19 protein-coding genes are annotated in these 16,626 nt (G+C 64.9%); 8 read left to right on the forward strand and 11 right to left on the reverse strand.

Translation table 11 applies throughout. The annotated features are described in order from the left end of the window. The first annotated feature begins 38 nt into the window (after nt 1-38). From CLU92_RS02870 to CLU92_RS02885, 4 genes are all read left to right on the forward strand, one after another. Nucleotides 39-572: a MarR family winged helix-turn-helix transcriptional regulator gene (locus tag CLU92_RS02870; RefSeq protein WP_373918899.1), complete on the forward strand. Its 534-nt coding sequence runs from the start codon at nt 39-41 to the stop codon at nt 570-572. Beyond that, nucleotides 569-1,315 carry a HEAT repeat domain-containing protein gene (locus CLU92_RS02875; RefSeq protein WP_101480640.1) on the forward strand — a complete coding sequence of 249 codons (747 nt, stop codon included), beginning with the start codon at nt 569-571 and terminating at the stop codon, nt 1,313-1,315. Before CLU92_RS02870 ends, CLU92_RS02875 begins: the two co-directional genes overlap by 4 nt. Before the next feature lie 24 nt (nt 1,316-1,339). Then, a complete protein-coding gene (locus tag CLU92_RS02880) occupies nt 1,340-1,672 on the forward strand; it encodes a DUF6616 family protein (RefSeq protein ID WP_101480641.1) in 333 nt (110 codons plus the stop codon). A 62-nt stretch (nt 1,673-1,734) separates the two neighbouring features. Next, entirely contained in the window at nt 1,735-2,340 is a 606-nt protein-coding gene (locus CLU92_RS02885; protein ID WP_101480642.1) for a DUF1287 domain-containing protein, read from the forward strand. On the opposite strand, the gene CLU92_RS02890 is transcribed toward CLU92_RS02885, so the two are convergent. Beyond that, nucleotides 2,297-3,781, reverse strand: a complete 1,485-nt coding sequence (locus CLU92_RS02890; RefSeq protein ID WP_101480643.1) for a PLP-dependent aminotransferase family protein — start codon at nt 3,779-3,781, stop codon at nt 2,297-2,299. The genes CLU92_RS02885 and CLU92_RS02890 overlap by 44 nt on opposite strands. 103 nt (nt 3,782-3,884) lie before the next feature. Between CLU92_RS02890 and CLU92_RS02895 the strand changes: the two genes are divergently transcribed. Both CLU92_RS02895 and CLU92_RS02900 read left to right on the forward strand, forming a co-directional pair. Then, the gene (locus tag CLU92_RS02895) at nt 3,885-4,325 is read left to right on the forward strand and encodes a carboxymuconolactone decarboxylase family protein (RefSeq protein ID WP_101484462.1); all 441 of its coding nucleotides are present in this window, start codon (nt 3,885-3,887) and stop codon (nt 4,323-4,325) included. 79 nt (nt 4,326-4,404) lie between these two features. Beyond that, nucleotides 4,405-4,719 carry a hypothetical protein gene (locus CLU92_RS02900; protein WP_101484463.1) on the forward strand — a complete coding sequence of 105 codons (315 nt, stop codon included), beginning with the start codon at nt 4,405-4,407 and terminating at the stop codon, nt 4,717-4,719. Between the two features lie 80 nt (nt 4,720-4,799). Here CLU92_RS02900 and CLU92_RS02905 read toward each other — a convergent pair whose 3' ends face one another. Then, nucleotides 4,800-5,975: a multidrug effflux MFS transporter gene (locus tag CLU92_RS02905; protein ID WP_101480644.1), complete on the reverse strand. Its 1,176-nt coding sequence runs from the start codon at nt 5,973-5,975 to the stop codon at nt 4,800-4,802. A gap of 189 nt (nt 5,976-6,164) precedes the next feature. On the opposite strand from CLU92_RS02905, the gene epsC reads away from it, so the two are divergent. Then, on the forward strand, nt 6,165-7,103 hold the full coding sequence (epsC, locus tag CLU92_RS02910; RefSeq protein ID WP_101480645.1) for a serine O-acetyltransferase EpsC: 939 nt from the start codon (nt 6,165-6,167) through the stop codon (nt 7,101-7,103). Between the two features lie 68 nt (nt 7,104-7,171). Here the strand turns inward: epsC and CLU92_RS02915 are convergent, their stop codons facing one another. From CLU92_RS02915 to CLU92_RS02955, 9 genes are all read right to left on the reverse strand, one after another. After that, nucleotides 7,172-7,651 (reverse strand): META domain-containing protein, encoded by a 480-nt coding sequence (locus CLU92_RS02915; protein WP_166674818.1) that lies wholly within the window; start codon nt 7,649-7,651, stop codon nt 7,172-7,174. Nucleotides 7,652-7,736: 85 nt separating this feature from the next. Further along, nucleotides 7,737-8,645 (reverse strand): subclass B3 metallo-beta-lactamase, encoded by a 909-nt coding sequence (gene bla, locus CLU92_RS02920; protein WP_101480647.1) that lies wholly within the window; start codon nt 8,643-8,645, stop codon nt 7,737-7,739. Nucleotides 8,646-8,710: 65 nt separating this feature from the next. Continuing rightward, complete coding sequence (locus CLU92_RS02925) at nt 8,711-9,496, reverse strand: hypothetical protein (protein ID WP_101480648.1); 786 nt, start codon at nt 9,494-9,496, stop codon at nt 8,711-8,713. Between the two features lie 76 nt (nt 9,497-9,572). Continuing rightward, nucleotides 9,573-10,307, reverse strand: coding sequence for an ABC transporter ATP-binding protein (locus tag CLU92_RS02930; protein WP_101480649.1), 735 nt, complete (start codon nt 10,305-10,307; stop codon nt 9,573-9,575). 15 nt (nt 10,308-10,322) lie between these two features. Then, nucleotides 10,323-11,153 (reverse strand): ABC transporter permease, encoded by an 831-nt coding sequence (locus CLU92_RS02935; protein ID WP_101480650.1) that lies wholly within the window; start codon nt 11,151-11,153, stop codon nt 10,323-10,325. A gap of 6 nt (nt 11,154-11,159) precedes the next feature. Next, nucleotides 11,160-12,149 carry an aliphatic sulfonate ABC transporter substrate-binding protein gene (locus tag CLU92_RS02940; RefSeq protein WP_101480651.1) on the reverse strand — a complete coding sequence of 330 codons (990 nt, stop codon included), beginning with the start codon at nt 12,147-12,149 and terminating at the stop codon, nt 11,160-11,162. 27 nt (nt 12,150-12,176) lie between these two features. Continuing rightward, nucleotides 12,177-13,574, reverse strand: coding sequence for an LLM class flavin-dependent oxidoreductase (locus tag CLU92_RS02945; RefSeq protein WP_101480652.1), 1,398 nt, complete (start codon nt 13,572-13,574; stop codon nt 12,177-12,179). Between the two features lie 3 nt (nt 13,575-13,577). Further along, complete coding sequence (locus tag CLU92_RS02950) at nt 13,578-14,405, reverse strand: MetQ/NlpA family ABC transporter substrate-binding protein (protein ID WP_101480653.1); 828 nt, start codon at nt 14,403-14,405, stop codon at nt 13,578-13,580. A gap of 107 nt (nt 14,406-14,512) precedes the next feature. Further along, nucleotides 14,513-15,727, reverse strand: a complete 1,215-nt coding sequence (locus CLU92_RS02955; protein ID WP_101480654.1) for an acyl-CoA dehydrogenase family protein — start codon at nt 15,725-15,727, stop codon at nt 14,513-14,515. A gap of 253 nt (nt 15,728-15,980) precedes the next feature. On the opposite strand from CLU92_RS02955, the gene ssuE reads away from it, so the two are divergent. Continuing rightward, on the forward strand, nt 15,981-16,616 hold the full coding sequence (ssuE, locus tag CLU92_RS02960) for an NADPH-dependent FMN reductase (RefSeq protein ID WP_101480655.1): 636 nt from the start codon (nt 15,981-15,983) through the stop codon (nt 16,614-16,616). Nucleotides 16,617-16,626 lie beyond the last annotated feature (10 nt).

A 16,626-nucleotide genomic window follows, 5' to 3' on the forward strand; every position in this document is an offset into this window, starting at 1 on the left:
GACATTTAGTATGGCGCCATATTATATTGCGCCATATGATAAAGCTCGAACAGAAATACACGGCCCTGCTGGGCGATGTGCAGCGCCGCGCCAGCGGTCTCGACATGACGCAGTCCACGGAGCGCCTGCGCCTGTGCTTTGAAGTGCTGGGCCTGGCATCGGCCATCGATGGCGATTGCGCCACGCGCCTGGGGCGGCATGGCTTGTCAGAAGGCAAGTTCGTGCTGCTGTCCCTGCTGCGTGACGTGCCCGAAGGACTCTCGCCGCACGCACTGGCCGAGCAGGCTGGCGTGACGCGCGGCACCATCACGGGCTTGCTCGACGGCCTGGAGCGCGACGGTTTTCTGGCGCGCCACGCGGACCAGTTTGACCGGCGCAAGCTGCTGGTGCGCCTGAGCACCAAGGGGGAAGCTGCCGCCTCCACGCTGGTCGATGAGCATGCGCAATGGATCGCCAGTCTGTTTGCCGATTTCTCGGCCGAGGAAATGCAATTGTTGAGTTCGCTGTTGGAAAAAGCCTGGCGCAAGACGGATAAAGGTGAAATACAGGGTGAAATGCAGGGTGCATCATGAGCCGCGGCGTCGCCGATGTGACTGCGGAGCGCCTGGCCCTGCTGAACGGGGGAAGTGTGGCCAGCGCCACCCTGACGGAAGGGCTGGCCATCGATTTTGCCCAGCTGCTGGCTGCTGCCGTACCCGCTATCGGCGCCATCCGCCTGGACCGGATGCGCGCGCAGGCCGCTGAGGGCATCACCAGGCGCATGGCCTTGGCGGCGCAATTGCTGCTGGAGGCCAACGTTGACCTGGCGCAATTGCAAGGTCATACCTCCGACACGGTACGGGGCTGGGCCTGCTTTGCCATCGCCGCCCAGGCGCAATGGACCTTGCCGCAGCAACTGGCGGCCATGCGGCCGCTGGCCGACGATGGCCACTTCGGCGTGCGCGAATGGGCCTGGCTGGCGCTGCGGCCCCATCTGGCGGCGAGTCTTGACGAGGCCATTGGCCAGCTGGCGCCCTGGACGGCGGACCCGTCGGAAAGAGTGCGCCGCTTTGCCTGCGAAGCGCTGCGCCCGCGCGGCGTGTGGTGCGCGCACATCGCCCAGTTAAAGGAACAGCCGCAGCGGGCCTTGCCCCTGTTGCAGCCCTTGCGCGCCGACCCGGCCGTCTACGTGCAGGATTCCGTTGCCAACTGGCTCAACGATGCGGCCAAGAGCCAGCCGGAATGGGTGCGCAGCCTGTGCGCGCAATGGTTGCAGGAAAGTCCCGACGCCGCCACGCAACGCATCTGCAAGCGGGCCCAGCGCTCGCTGGCTTGACAATTGATTACCCAAGGAGAAAGTATGCATTATTTGTTAGAGCTGTACAGCCCGAAACCCGCCTGGCTGGTCCTCGATGGCGCCGCGCGCCAGGCGTATTTCGACACGGTGGGCGCCGGCATGGCGGCCTTGTCCGGCACTGGCGCCGAAGCGCTCGCCATGGGCGCCATCGATGGCGGCAAGCTGCATGCCGCTGCCCAGCAATTTTATGCCGTCTGGCGCTTCCCGGACGAGGCGGCGCTGGACGCTTTGCTGGCCGGCATCGCCGCCACGGGCTGGCATGATTATTTCGACACCGTCAATGCGGCTGGCCCGGCCGTGGATTTTCCTGGGCACCTGGCGCAGCTGGCCGCCTAAGCGTCCGACGTTTTTCTTGCCGCTGCGGTAAAGTTGGCATTTCCATCCGACCATCGACGTTGATGCCAACCAAACTGCTCTCCCTTCTGCTTCTTGCGCTGGCGCCCATGCTGACCTCGGCAGCCCCTGCTGCCACCCCGCAAGCCCTCGTCGCCGCTGCCCGCAGCCAGGTGGGCGTGACCCTGCAGTACGACCCGCGCTACGAACGTCTCGCCTATCCGGGCGGCGACGTGCCGCTCGAGCGGGGCGTATGCACGGATGTGATCGTGCGCGCCTATCGCAAGCTGGGCCAGGATTTGCAGGTGCTGGTGCATGAAGACATGCGCAAGGCCTGGCAGGTGTACCAGCAGCAGGGGCGCTGGCAGATGAAGGGGCCGGACCGCAATATTGACCACCGCCGCGTGCCGAACCTGGGCACGTTCTTTACGCGCCACGGCACCAGCCTGCGTCCAGCCAAGGAAGCGAACGCTTACCGCGCGGGCGACATCGTCACATGGCGCCTGCCGCGCAACCTCACGCATATCGGCATCGTCAGCGACAAGCAGTCATGGAGTGGCGTGCCGCTCATCATCCACAACATCGGCGAGGGCGCGCGCGAGGAAAATATCTTGTTCAGTTATCCCATCACGGGGCATTATCGTTGGCAACCCGGCTTGCAAGTCCGCTGAGGGGCAGCGGTGCCATCTCTTGCAGGATCGCCAGCACCTTGGCCAGCGCCGTGTCGATATCGAGCCTGTCGATGGCGCCATAGCCGAGGAACAGGCCTTCATGGCGGGCGGGGCCATCGTAAAAGCCGGATAGCGCATACAAGCTGATGTCGGCCAGGCGCGCGCGACGCAGCAATTCGGCGATATCGAGCGGCGCCTGCGCCAGCGCCGCCACATGGAAGCCGGCGCTGGCTGGCACCAGGCGGAACCATGGCGACAACGGACCGTTGAACCAGTGCTGCAGCCGTTCGCGCCGCCCTGCATAAATGTCGTGGCAGCGGCGTATGTGGCGCAGCAAATGGCCGTCCAGGATGAACTTGGCCAGCGCATGCTGGCCCAGGCTGGCAGTATGGCAGTCGCTCAGGTACTTCACTGTCTGCATGGCAGCCACGATGGCTTGCGGCAGCACCACATAGCCCAGGCGCAATTCCGGCAGCATGATCTTGGAAAAGCTGCCTACATGCGCGACGACGCCGTAGCGGTCCATGCTTTGCAGGGAATCCTCGGGCCGGCCTTCATAGCGGAAGGCGCTGTCGTAATCGTCCTCGATGATGATGGCCCCCAACTGCCGGGCACGCTCCAGCAAGGCATGGCGGCGCGCCATGCTCATCGGCATGCCGAGTGGAAATTGATGCGCGGGTGTGACATAGATCAAGCGCGTGCCGTCCGGGACTTGCGCGACGATGAGGCCATCCTCGTCCACGTCGACGCCCACCACGCGCGCGCCCTGGCTGGCGAACACGGTGCGCGCCACGGGGTAGCCGGGTTCTTCCACGACTACCGTGTCGCCCGCCTCCAGCAGGGTTTGCGCCAGCAGCTGCAAAGCCTGCTGCGCGCCGCTGGTGACGAGTACCTGTTCCTCGGTGCAATGGATGCCGCGGCTGAAGGCGGCATGGCCGGCAATCGCCGTGCGCAAGGCGGGCAAGCCTTCCACTGGACCGTAGCGGCCGCGCGCCTGTCCATCCTGGCGCAGCGCGTGCAGCATGCAGGCGCGCCATTCATCTTGCGGGAAGTGCGCGGGCGTGGCGCGCCCGCCGATGAAGGCGTAGCGGGCGGGCGTTTCCTGGCTGGCGCGGCGCAAGGGCGTGGGCGTCGCTTCCCAGTGGGCGATGCGCTGCGCGCTGGCCAGCGGCGTGCTGGCGTGGCGGCGCTGCGGCGAGGCACGCGGCGTCTGCACGAAGCTGCCCACGCCCACTTTTCCTATGAGCAGCTTCTCATAGCCCAGCTTTTCATACACGTCGGACACCGTCTTGCGGGACAGTCCCAGCTGGCTTGCCAGCAGGCGCGAAGGCGGCAATTGCTGGCCGTCGGCCAGGCGGCCCGAGCGGATGGCTTCGCTGAGCTGGCGATACAGCTGGCCGCCCAGGTCGCGCGTGCCGTCGATCAGGATATGTAATTCCATGGGGTATCTGTGGGTGGTCTGCCGTTTTTCGGCAGGATTGGCCTGCCGCGCGCTGTTGGTGCGCTTCTACAATGGCGCATCTTTCATTATCAAGGAATGCATCATGACACAGCAACGACTCGATTTTACACAAGCTTCGCCAGACGCCGTCAAGGCCATGTACGCGCTGGAAGCGGCGATTGCCAAGCTGGGCGTGGAACACTCGCTGGTCGAGCTGATCCGCCTGCGCGCCTCGCAAATCAATGGCTGCGCCTTTTGTGTGGACATGCACACGAGCGACGCGCGCAAGGCGGGCGAAACGGAGCGCCGCCTGTATGCCGTGTCCGTCTGGCGCGAAACGCCGTTCTTCACGCCGCGCGAGCGTGCCGTGCTGGCCTGGACGGAAGCGCTGACCTTGCTGCCACAGAATCATGCGTCGGACGAAGACTATGCGGCGCTGGCGGAGCAATTGACGCCGGCGGAAATGGTCAACGTCACCCTGGCCATCGGCGCCATCAATACCTGGAACCGCCTGGCCGTGGGTTTCCGCAAGATGCCCGAATAACTCTGTGTTCGTTCGCGAACAGACGCCTGGCATGTCTTTGCGTAGTCTGGCAAGATGATTGATCAGCCAGGGAGCAGCCATGCAGGTACATATCGGAGAAGGCGTCGAGAAGACGCCGGGGCAGCAGGAAGTAGCACTGGAAGAGGCGCGCCGTGAATTCATTACTGAACTATGGCGGCGCTTTGAAACCTTGCAGGAATGGGCCGTCAGCCACTGGCCGGACCAGCAACATCCTTTGAGTTCCGCCGACTTCGTCGAATCGCGCAAGGAAATCTTGAGTTTGCGTTCGCCGGCCGGGCCGTTGAACCAGCCGGCCGCGCGCGATGCGGCCGAGCCGGCCCCGGAGCAGGGCGGGGCGCAATATCTGGATGTGACGCCAGCACCGTGGCCGTAGGTTGGATTAGGACCGAAGGGCCGTAATCCGACAACGTGGTTGGCGGGTGATGTCGGATTACGCGCTTGCGCTAATCCGACCTACGCTTCAGCCTTACCCTGCGCAAACACCCAGCACAGCAAACTCACCAGCAGTCCCGCCATCACGCCATACGCCAGGTTCAGCGCGCTGTCGAACAGCAGCGGCGCCACCAGGCCCGAGACCAGCGCAAACAGCAGCATCTGGATGAACGACTGCATCGACGACGCCAGGCCGCTATTGTTGGGGAAGTGGTTCAGTGCCATCAGGGTCATCGGCGGCATGGCGATGGACAGGGCGAACGAGTAGAAGAACAGGGGCAGCACGGCCCATGGTACTTCGGCGGCAAAGAAGTAGTTGTAGCCGATGTTGGCCAGTGCGGCCACCAGCATCAATATGAAGCCGGCCCAGATCATCTGGCGCTGGCTGTAGCGGTGGGCAATTTTCGCCGACAGGGCCGAGCCGAACACCATGCCGCTGATCAGGGGAATGAACAGCCAGGCGAATGCCGTTTCCGGCAGGTGCAGGATGTTGATGATGAAGTAGGCGGCCGAGCCGATGTACAGGGCGAAGCCGCCAAAGGCGGCGCCGATGGCCGTGGACAGCAGCAGGAACTGGCGGTGGCACAGCACTTTCCAGTAATTGACGGCGATGTCGCCCAGGTGGAAGGCGTGGCGCTGCTCCTTCGGCAGGCTTTCCGGCAGCGCGCGCCAGACGACGACGAACATCAGCACGCCGAAGGCCGTGAGGAACCAGAAGATCCAGCGCCAGCCCAGGCCCACCTGCAGCCAGCCGCCCAGCACGGGGGCGATGGCCGGTGCCAGCGCGAACACCATCATGATGTGCGAGAGGATTTTTTGCGCGGCGGCGCCCGAATAGCGGTCTTGCACGATGGCGCGGCCGATGACGGAACCGGCGCCTGCGGACAGGCCCTGCAGCACGCGCCAGGCCAGCAGCCAGCCCAGCGACGGCGCCAGCGCGGCGCCCACGGAGGCGATCACATACAGCACCAGCGACACGAGGATCACGGGACGGCGGCCGAACGAATCGGACAGCGTGCCGTAAAACAGCATCATGAAGGCGAACGTGAACAGGAAAAAGCTCAGGGTTTGCTGCACCAGCAGGGGGCTGGCATTGAAATCGTGCACGATGGCGGGGAACGACGGCAGATAGGTGTCAATTGCAAGCGGTCCGACCATCGCCAGGCCCGCCAAAATCCATGTTAATAATTTAGTCATGTTAAAGAGTGTTTTTGTTAGCCCGTCATTTTACGCTAGTGGCAACAATCGGGTTTGGCGCCGCCGCTGTTTGCCATCCTTATGCGTTTTTCGTATATGGAATCTTGAAATTCTTCGTTTGAATCGTGATGCCTGGCCGCTAAGCTTGGGCGACCCGGCTTGTTTGCCGTTTTCTGGAAGTGATACGCCATGCACAGTATTTATCCCGCAGCGCCCGCTGACGACACGGCCCAGTGGAATCTGGGGCCCGTGATCCAGGCGCTGCGCACCTCGCGCGAAGACAAGCACAAGATCCGCCATAACGGCAGGGTGCGCGAACTGCCGTCGCGTGAAGCTTTGACCACCATCGTCAACGGCCTGTCGGCGGCCCTGTTCCCCACGCATTACGGGCGGCCCAACCTGACGGATGAAAGCATCGACTATTTTGTCGGCGACACGCTCAACACCACCCTGAACCGCCTCAGCGAACAGGTGCGGCGCGGCCTGCTGTTCTCCGTCCCGGCTGGCGATGAAGAGGGTGGTGCCAGCGACGATGCGGCGCTGGCGCAGCAGGCGCGCGACATCACACGCGCCTTTGCCGCCAGCCTGCCCGATATCCGCGCCCTGCTGGTGTCGGACGTGCAGGCCGCTTACGCGGGCGACCCGGCCGCCACCTCGGTAGCTGAAATCATGCTGTGCTATCCGGGCACTATCGCCATCCTGTACCACCGCCTCGCGCACCGCCTGCACGCTTTGGGTGCGCCGTTCCTGGCACGCCTGATCGCCGACATCGCGCACACTTTGACGGGCATCGACATCCATCCGGGCGCGCACATCGGCGCGTCCTTCTTCATTGACCATGGCACGGGCGTGGTGATCGGCGAGACGGCCATCATCGGCCAGCGCGTGCGTCTGTACCAGGCCGTCACCCTGGGCGCCAAGCGTTTTCCTGCGGATGCCAGCGGTGCGCTGATCAAGGGTACGCCGCGCCACCCCATCGTCGAGGACGACGTGGTCATTTACGCGGGCGCGACCGTGCTGGGGCGCATCACCATCGGCGCGGGATCGACCATCGGGGGGAATGTGTGGCTGACGCAAAGCGTACCGCCTGAGAGTAACGTATCGCAGGCGCAGATGCGCAACGACTAGGTACTGCGGACCGGAAAAAGCCCATAGTCAAGGCTGGGGTCAGACCCGGCGGGTCTGACCCCACAGTTTTACTTCACCGTCAGCGCTTCATAGCGTGCCACGGCCGCGCCATCCTTCAGCAGCAGCAGTTCCTGGTCGGCGTAGCGGTAGCCATTGACTTCGCCCAGGGTGGTCAAGAGCAGGCGCTCGAGGTCCATGTCCTGCGGCTGGCACATCATCATGGTGCCGGCCAGCTGCGAGAAGGCCAGGGTGCTGACGCCATCGCTGGTGTAGCCGCCCATCATCTGGTTGCAGCCGCTGTGGCCACTGGCGCGGCCTTCGGCCAGCTGCAGGGTCACCTCGCGCTGCTCGGGCGCCTTGCGGACCACTTGCTTGCCCTTCAATTCCTTCAGCTTCCATTGCGTGCCCGTCAGCTTCGGTGCCGGCTTGGCAGGCGAGGTGGCGCCTGGCGCGGCGGCGGCAGCGTCGCTGCGCACGGGCGTTTGCGCGCAGCCGGCGGTGATGGCGACGATGGCGGCGAGGGGGATCAGTCTGGCGAGTTTGAACATGGCATTTCCTTCTTGATGTGAATGGCGCCAGCGTAGCAGATTGGCGGCACGCCAGCGTGCACGGTTGACAAGTTCAATGGCAAGCTTACTGCTGTTTTTCCTGGTCCAGACGAGAGTCGAGCAAGGTGCGCGCCGCCGCCACGTAGGCGCGGCAGGCCTGCGGATCGACGAAGGCATCACTGCCGCCCGTGGCGCTCGCTTCCAGTCGTTCCCACAATTGCGACGCCTCCGGATGCGCCGAAATGAGCACGTCGCAGGGCAGTTTTTCCAGGGTCTCGAAGCTGTGGCGCAAGTCCGCCAGGGCGTTCGGATACTCACTGCTGGCGCTGAACTTGAAACCGGGGCGCGAGACGGCGTTGATGCTGTCCGCGTAGACCATGTTCAGGCAGCGGGGGCCGTCGCACGATTGCCACGTCCAGCTCAGGCCCCCGGGCGTGTGCCCTGGCGTGGCATGCGCCGTCAGGTAGACGGGGCCGACATTGAACTGGCTGCCGTCGCGCGCCAGGCGCATGTCCTTGACGGGCGGATATTTGGGCAGCGCATGGTATTGCGGGTCGTCCGGGCCCACTTCGCCCGACGCCAGGTCCAGCGCGGCCGACGGGCTGGCCGCCACCAGGGCATTGCTGCGCCGCTGCAGTTCGGCCAGGCCGCCCGCATGGTCGATATGGCCGTGCGAATTGAGGATCAGCTTGACGTCCTCTATGCGAAAGCCCAGCGCGCCGATATTGGCGATGATCTTGGGCGCCGATTCCGGCAAGCCGCCATCGATCAGCACATGGCCCTGCGGCGACGTCACCAGCACGGAACTGAGGCCTTTCACGCCCACGTAATAGGTATTGCCGAAGAGGCGGAACGGTGCCTGGTCGGCATTCCAGGTGGCGCAGACTTCGCAGCCCGGCGTTGGCGGCGTGGCTGGAGCCGGTGTTTGCGCCTGGGTGCCGGGGCTGGCCAGCAGCAGGGCCAGGACCAGCGCGCGTGGTGGTGTGAGGGACATTGCGATCCTTATCCGTATTGCCAAGGTGGCGTATGCTGACATGGAACGGGGCTGGACGCAAACGCTCACGGGGAGGCTGGCGGGGTGCCGGCGGCATCCTGCTGGTAGACCAGTTCGATCAGGGTATCGTCCGCATAGCGGGTGTCGCCGATGGGAGCGAGAAAGGAGCGCCCCTCTTTTTCCACCTTCACGGCGATGCGTTGCTCGCCAGCGAGCAGGGTGGCGCTGGCGAGCGGCGCATCGCTGCGGGTGCCCATCTTGAGCTGTTCGGCGGAGCACCAGTCGGTGGTGCGCAGCAAGGTGCCGACCAGGGTGCGTACCCAGAACGGGATCTCTTTCTTGGCGATGGCGATCATCACCTGGCATTGCAGTCGCAGGTCGCCCAGGCGGCGCATGCCGGCCGGCACGCCGTCGCTCTGGATGGCTGGCTGCCAGCGATACTGTCCCTTTTTCTTGTTGGTGATCAGGTCCGCGTCCTCGCTGTCGGCCTGCGCGCTGCGCGGCAAGGTAAAGCTGCCGTCGGCTGACAGGGGCAGTGCAATCGAGGTTTCGTTGCCGGCGATGCGCAAGGCCAGGTCCCGCATGGCGTCGGCCGGGGCGCGGCTGCCCGCGACCAGCTTGAAGCGCACTTCGCGCGCTGTCGGCGCCAGCGCATGGTGTTCGTCGAAGGCATCGAGGCCAGCCGCCATCACGCGGTACGATTTCAGCTCCGGATTGCGGATGCTGTTGATGTGGATGGACTGGCTGGTGTCGGCCGGCGCTTCGGCTGGGGTATCCGCCTGCGTGTCGGCGTGCGCCGCGATGTGACTGGCCGCCAGGATGGCGAGGATGGGAAGGAAAGAAAGGTGCACGTAGTCGCCTGTTTGTTTATAACATGGCAAGCTAACATGAATGACAAGGCTTGTCACTGGCGGCGGTGCGCAAGCTTCAGATCGCATGCGCGGCGTGCAGTTCGCCGAGGATGGCTTCCTTCAATGGGGCGTGCGCCGCCGGCGTGCGCAGGCGCGGCCGTGGCGCGGCCACGTCGTAACGGGCGCGTGGCGGTCCGGCGTGGGTGTCGAGCATGACGATGCGGTCGCTCAGGTACAGTGCTTCATCGATATCGTGCGTCACCAGCAGCACGCTCAAACCATGGCGCGCTGCGACGGTGGCCAGCAGGTCTTGCAGCTTCATGCGGGTAAATGCGTCGACGGCGGAAAACGGTTCGTCCAGCAGCAGGATGCGGGGTTGGCCAAACAGGCCGCGGGCAATCGCCGCCCGCTGCGCCTGGCCGCCCGACAGCTGCTTGGGCAGGCAGTGTGCGTGGCCTTGCAAGCCCACTTCCTCCAGCAATTGCGCGACCCTGGGATCGTGTTCGCCACCAGCACTGAGGCCGAAGGCGATGTTTTGCGCCACTGTCAGCCAGGGAAACAATCGCGGTTCCTGGAAGATCAGGCCGATGTCAGCTTGAACCCCCGCCAGCAGCTTGCCGTCGAGGCGCAGGGCGCCGTGATAGTCCGTATCGAGACCGGCTACGATCGATAGCAGGCTGCTCTTGCCGCAGCCGCTGGCGCCGATCAGGCTGACGATTTCGCCCTGGCGCAGCTGCAATTGCAGATTGTGCAGCACGCGCCGCGCGCCATAGGATTTGTCACGGATGGCAATGTCAAGCAGGGCAGTCATGCGTGGGTGCTTTCGTCAGGGAGTGGCATAGCTGTCGCGCCACGCGAGCAAGCGGGTTTCCAGGCGCTGCATCAGGCTGTCGCTGGACTTGCCCAGCACGGCCAGCAGCACGATGGCAGCAAGCACGATGTCGGCACGGCTCGTTTCGCGCCCGTCGCTGAGCAGGTAGCCGAGGCCCTGGCTGGCGGCGATCAGTTCGGCCGCCACCATGAACATCCAGGCCAGGCTCAAACCGTTGCGCAGCCCCGTGAAGATGGCTGGCAGCGCGGCCGGCAGCAGCACGCGCCACGCCAGCGCAGGGCGGCTCAAACGGTACATGCGGGCCGCGTCGATCAGCTTGCGGTCCACGTCGCGTATCCCCGACGCCACGCCCATGTAGACGGGGAAGAAGGCGCCGACGCCGATCAGCACCAGTTTCGGCGCTTCATCGATGCCTAGCCACAGCAGCAGCAAGGGCACCCAGGCCAGCGAAGGAATGGCACGCAGGGCCTGGAAAGTGGGGTCCAGCAGCGCCTCCATTGTGCGGTTCAGGCCCACGGCCGCACCAATGACAATGGCCAGCAGCGCGCCGCCGGCAAAGCCGATTGCCACGCGTACGGTACTGGCCAGCACGTGGCCGGCCAGGCCCTGGCGCACCAGCTCGGCGATGGTGGCGGCGATGTCGCTCGGCGCCGGCAGCAGGTTGGCAGGGATGGCGCCCGTGCGTACGCCCACTTCCGCCGCCAGCAGTGCCAGCGCGGGCAGCAGCAGGCCAAGCGCCGTGCGCGGCAAGGGCTGGCGAAAGAGCCTGCGCCGGACGCCGGTGTCGTGGGCCGATGCTGGAGCGGCGAGCGTGTTTCTGGCCATGATCGCTTACGCCTTGCGGATGAACGGCTGGGCAAAGCGCGTGTCGACCAGCTCTGCGATGGCGCGGTTCAAGTCGGCACCTGGCTTGATCAGCGCTTCGTCAACGAGGATGGGCGCGGCCACCAGCAGGGCCTTGACGTGTTCGTTCGATGGCTGCGGATTGCTGAAGTCACTGCGCAGTTTTACCTGCAGCAGCGCCACCGGAAGGCTGACCTTGGCTTCTTCCGACAGGATTTTCGCCGCTTCGGCCGGATTTTCGCGTATCCAGGCGCGGGCCCGTTCGTAGGCCTGTATCACCTTGCCGACTTCGGCGGGACGGCTGGCCAGGAAGTCCTCCCGCACGTTCAGGAAACCGTAGGTGTTGAAGGCCACGTTACGGTAGATCAGACGCGAGCCAGCTTCCAGTTCGCTGGCGGCCATGTGCGGATCGAGGCCGGCCCAGGCATCGACCTTGCCTTGCTCCAGCGCCGCGCGGCCATCGGCATGCTGCAGGCTGACGTGTTCTATATCGCTGCGTTTCAGGCCCGCAGTCTTCAATGACCGCAGCAGGAACAGATATGGGTCGGTGCCCTTGGTGGCGGCCACCTTCTTGCCCTTCAAGTCGGCGACGCTGCGGATGGGGCTATCCTTGCGCACCACCAGCGCCGTCCATTCTGGGCGCGAAAAAATGTACGGCGCGCGGATAGGGTTGCCATTGGCGCGCGCCAGCAGGGCGGCCAGGCCGGCGCTCGAGCCGATGTCGATGCTGTTGGCGTTCAGGTATTCGAGCGCGCGGTTGCTGCCCGCGCTGAGCACCCACTTGATGCTGGTGCCATCCGGCTTGAATGCTTCTTCCAGCCAGCCGAAGCGGCGCAGCACCAGGCTGGTGGGCGAATAATAGGCATAGTCGAGGCGCAACTCCTTCAGGGGCGCTTGCGTGGCTGCGCGGGTGAAGCTGGGCAAGGCGGCGAGGGCGGTGCCGCTGGCTGCCAGTTGCAAGATGGTTCTGCGTTTCATGGTGTCCTTGGATGTTGGGGAGAGGGGTCAGGCCGCCAGTGCAGAGGCGGGCGCGGACGCGGGGACGATGCTGACCTGGCGGCCCGCATGAGCAGCCGGCAGGCGCGGACCCTGGCCGAAGACCTTGTGGCGCAAGCTGCCTTCCTCATATTGCGTGCGGTAGCGGCCGCGCCGCTGCAGCTCCGGCACGATGTGGCGCACCACGTCGGCCATGCTGTCGTGGGCCACGGCAAAGGCCAGATTGAAGCCGTCGATGCCCGTCTCGTCCAACCAGCTTTCCAGCTGGTCGGCCACCTGGCGCGCATCGCCCACCAGCACCGGACCGCGCCCACCGAGGCCGATGTATTCGGCAGCCTCGCGCACCGTCCACGTGCGATCCGGATCGGCCTGGCTGAACGAGGCCAGCGCCGAGCGGCCGGCCGGGGAATCGATGTAGTCGATAGTGGCGTCGAGCGGATAGCGGCTGAAATCGACGCCCGTCCAGCCGGACAGCAGTACCAGCGCCGCCTCGATATTGATATGGCGCAGATATTCGGCGTGCTTGGCGCGCGCCTCTTCTTCCGTGGCACCCGTGATGACTAGCGCTTGCGCGTAGATCAGCAGCGCATCGCCATCGCGTCCCGCCAGTCGCACGGCGGCGCGCAAGTCGTCGGCGTAGCGCTTCACTACCGTCTTGCTGGGGCCACTGACAAAGGTGGCCTCCGCATGGCGCGCCGCGAAGCGCGTGCCGCGCGGCGAGGTGCCCGCCTGGTACAGCAGCGGCGTGCGTTGCGGCGACGGTTCGCACAGATGGATGCCGGGCACCTGGTAGTGGCGCCCGGCATGGTTGATCGGATGTACTCGGGCCGGATCGGCGTAGATGCCGCGCACCTTGTCGTTGACGACGGCATCGTCGTCCCAGCTTTTTTCCCACAGCTTGTAGACGACCTCGAGGTATTCATCGGCCAGGTCGTAGCGTTCGTCGTGGCCCAGTTGCTGGCTCAAGCCCAGGTTGCGCGCCGCGCTATCGAGATAGCCGGTGACGATATTCCAGCCGATGCGCCCGCCCGTCAGATGATCCAGGGTGGAGATGCGCCGCGCGAACGTGTACGGATGTTCGTAGGTGAGGGCGCAGGTGACGCCGAAACCCAGGTGCGTGGTGGCCTGCGCCATGATGGGTACGAGCGCCAGCGGATCGTTCAGCGGCACCTGCACGCCGTGTTCCAGGGCCGCATCGTTGCTGCCCCGGTACACGTCATACACGCCCAGCACGTCGGCCAGGAATACCGCGTCGAACAGGCCCGCTTCCAGCAGCCGCGCCAGTTCCGTCCAGTGCTGCGGGTCGGTATAGCGGTGGCTGCGGTCGCGCGCATGCGTCCACAGTCCCGGCGACTGGTGGCCCACCGTGTTCATCTGGAAGGCGTTGAAGCGTATCGACTTGGCCATGGCTTATTTCGCGGCCGTCTGCAAGGCTTGCTGGTAATCGGGTTTCGAGTAGCCGGCAAAGTGCTTGTTGGTGATGTCAAGGAATTCGCGCGAACGGTAGGCGGCCGCCAGGTCTTTCGCGAACTGCTTGTCCTTGTCCGCCGTGCGCACGGCCACCAGGTTGATGTAGTTGGGCGAGATTTTCTCGGCCACCAGCGCGTCCGTCAGCTTCAGTCCCGACGCCAGTGCGTAATTACCGTTGATGAAGGAGTAATCGGTGTCGCCCAGGGAGCGTGGCAGCTGCGCCGCTTCCAGCGGCAGCAGCTTGATTTTCTTCGTGTTGACGGCGATATCCTTTTCCGAGGCGCGCACGGGGTCGAAGCTGGCGCGCAACTTGATCCAGCCCAACTGGTCAAGCAGCACCAGCGCGCGCGCCTGGTTGGTCGGATCGTTCGGCAAGCCTACCGTCGTGCCTTCCTTCACCTCGTCCAGGCTCTTGTGCTTCTTGCTGTAGATGGCGATCGGCGCCGTGGGTATCGTGATCAGGTCGGTCAGGGCCAGCTTGTGTTCCAGCGCGAATTTCTTCAGGTAGACGATGTGCTGGAACACGTTGGCGTCCAGCGAACCTTCGGCCAGCGCGAAGTTCGGCTGGATGTAGTCATTGAATTCCACCAGCTTGACCTTGTAGCCCTGTTTTTCCAGGATAGGCTTGATGCCCAGCTTGATCTGGTCCGCGTACGGGCCGGCGCTGGTGCCGATGGTGATGTCTTTCGGCCCTTTCGCGTGGACGAAACCGCTGGCCAGAGCCAGGGTCAGGGCGGTGAGGAGGATGCTGCGGCGGGCGATGGTCATGTTAACTCCTGCTTAGTGAAGAACTGGGGTCAGACCCGCCGGGTCTGACCCCGGAAGTCCGCTAAATAGCCTGCGGCGCAAATGTATCGATGTGCCCAGGCCCGTTTTTACGAATACGCGGTCGGCTCGGGCACCGTGCCATTCAAGGCAAAGCGTCCCAGGTCGCGCAGCTTGTAGTCGATGGGGTCGTGCAGGGTATGCACGCGCACGTTGCGCCAGTAGCGGTCGAAGCCATACTGGGCCGAGGTGGATCGGGCGCCCGTCAGTTCGAACATCTGGCTGCTGATCTCCAGCCCCGCCTTGTGCGCCAGGCACTTGGCTTCGGCCACGGAGACGGCCAGCAAGCCCCGTTCGTGCGCCGTGACCAGCGGTCCCTTGCGGAACACGGTTTCCAGTGCCTGCGCCGCCGCGTCGGCCAGCACTTGCGCGGGGCGCAGCAGCAGCCACAGCTGGCCGTAGCGGTGCTGCACCAGCGGGTCGTCCGTCGCCTGCGCCACGCCCGAGGCAAACCAGGCTTTCGCCTGCTCGTCCGTGTAGCGGCGCGCCGCCTCAAACGCGCCTTCGGCGATACCCAGATACAGGTTGCTCATGATCAGTTGCGCGATCTGCGAGCGCACGGTGGCTTGCGGCGTGGCGGCCTGCGCGGGCGCCTGCAGCACCAGTTCCTGCGGCAGGGCTACCGCCTTGAAATGCACATTGCCGCTGTCCGTCTGGCGCTGGCCGAAGGCATCCCAGTCCGCCTGCACGGTCACGCCATCCTGGCGCGTGGGCAGGGCGGCGATCAGCGCCGTTTGCGTGGGGGCGTGCCAGGCCGAGACGGTCAGCCAGTCGGAACCGACGGAGCCGGAAGAAAAGCTCTTGATGCCATCGAGGATGAATCCGTCGTCACTGTCGGTTGCCGTGACCCGTTTGTCGAGGGGATTCAGGGCATTGCCCCAGAACAGGCGCTCGTTGACGGTCAAGGCAAGCAGGCGGCGCTGCTGCTGCGCGCTGCCATACAGCTGCAGGCCCGCCAGCTGCAAATGGTGGAAGCCAAAGACATGCGCCAGGGCGCTGTCGGCGCGCGCCAGGATGCGGATCACCTGGTACACGAGGGGCCACGACGCGCCCTGGCCGCCGAATTCCACGGGAATCGACAAGGTCAGCAAGCCTGATTCGCGCAGCCATTCGCGCTCCTGCGCGGCATGTCCGCCGGCCTGGTCGCGGGCATTGGCCGTTTCGGCCAGGCGCGCGGCCAGCGCGGTGGCGACGCTGATGGCGTCCTGCAGCGGTTCCGCTGCGGGGGCGGCGGGACGGGTGGCATGGAGAAAAGCGCTAGGCATGGGGCAGATTCCAGAAAGACGATGACGCCGATATTGCACCGCCAGGCGCGCGCCGTACACGAAGAAAACCGCGCATGGATATGCGAAAAAAGCCGCGCGGGGAGCGGTGCCTTCGCTTGCGGGGCGTCAGGCCCGGATAGTCAAAAAACGCATATCGAAGCGCGAAAGCATTCGTTTTACCAGGCTGCTGATGGCGATAGGCTGCAAGCATCCGAGCAAATCCACTTCGATAACCTACAGGGACGGGCATCACATGAGCATCTTGTTATTGGGCGGTAGCCCGCAACTCCCATCGAGTTCCAGTCGCCTCCTGCTGCATATCGGAGAGCAACTGGCGCTGCAGGGCCACAGCTACGCCGAGCTGCATGTGCGCGACCTGCCGGCGCGTGCCCTGCTGCAGGCCGACTACGACGATGTGACGATTGCCCACGCCGTGCGCGCCGTGGCCGATGCCGACGCCATCGTGATCGCGACGCCCATCTACAAGGCGTCCTATACGGGGCTGCTGAAAGCCTTCCTCGACCTGTTACCGCAAGATGGCCTGGCCGGCAAGCTGGTGCTGCCGCTAGCCACGGGCGGCGGCCATGCCCATACCCTGGCGCTGGACTATGCGCTGCGGCCCGTGCTGCATGCGCTGGGCGCCAAGCAGGTCTTCACCAGCATCTATGCCAATGCACAGCAACTGGAGTGGCACGAAGGGCGGGGCCTGAGCCTGGATGCGCCGATTGCCGCACGCGTGCAGGCCGGCATCGAGGAACTCTCCACCGGCCTGTTCGTGCTGCAGGGGAAGCGCCCGCCAGCACCAGCGCCTGCCGCTGCGGCGGATGCTTCCGTGCCCGGCCGCTCGCTGCGAGACCAGCCTTACGCTGCCCACTATCAAGCCGCCTGATTATTCACCG

Source organism: Janthinobacterium sp. 61 (assembly GCF_002846335.1).
In the GTDB taxonomy this organism is placed as follows: Bacteria; Pseudomonadota; Gammaproteobacteria; order Burkholderiales; family Burkholderiaceae_D; genus Janthinobacterium.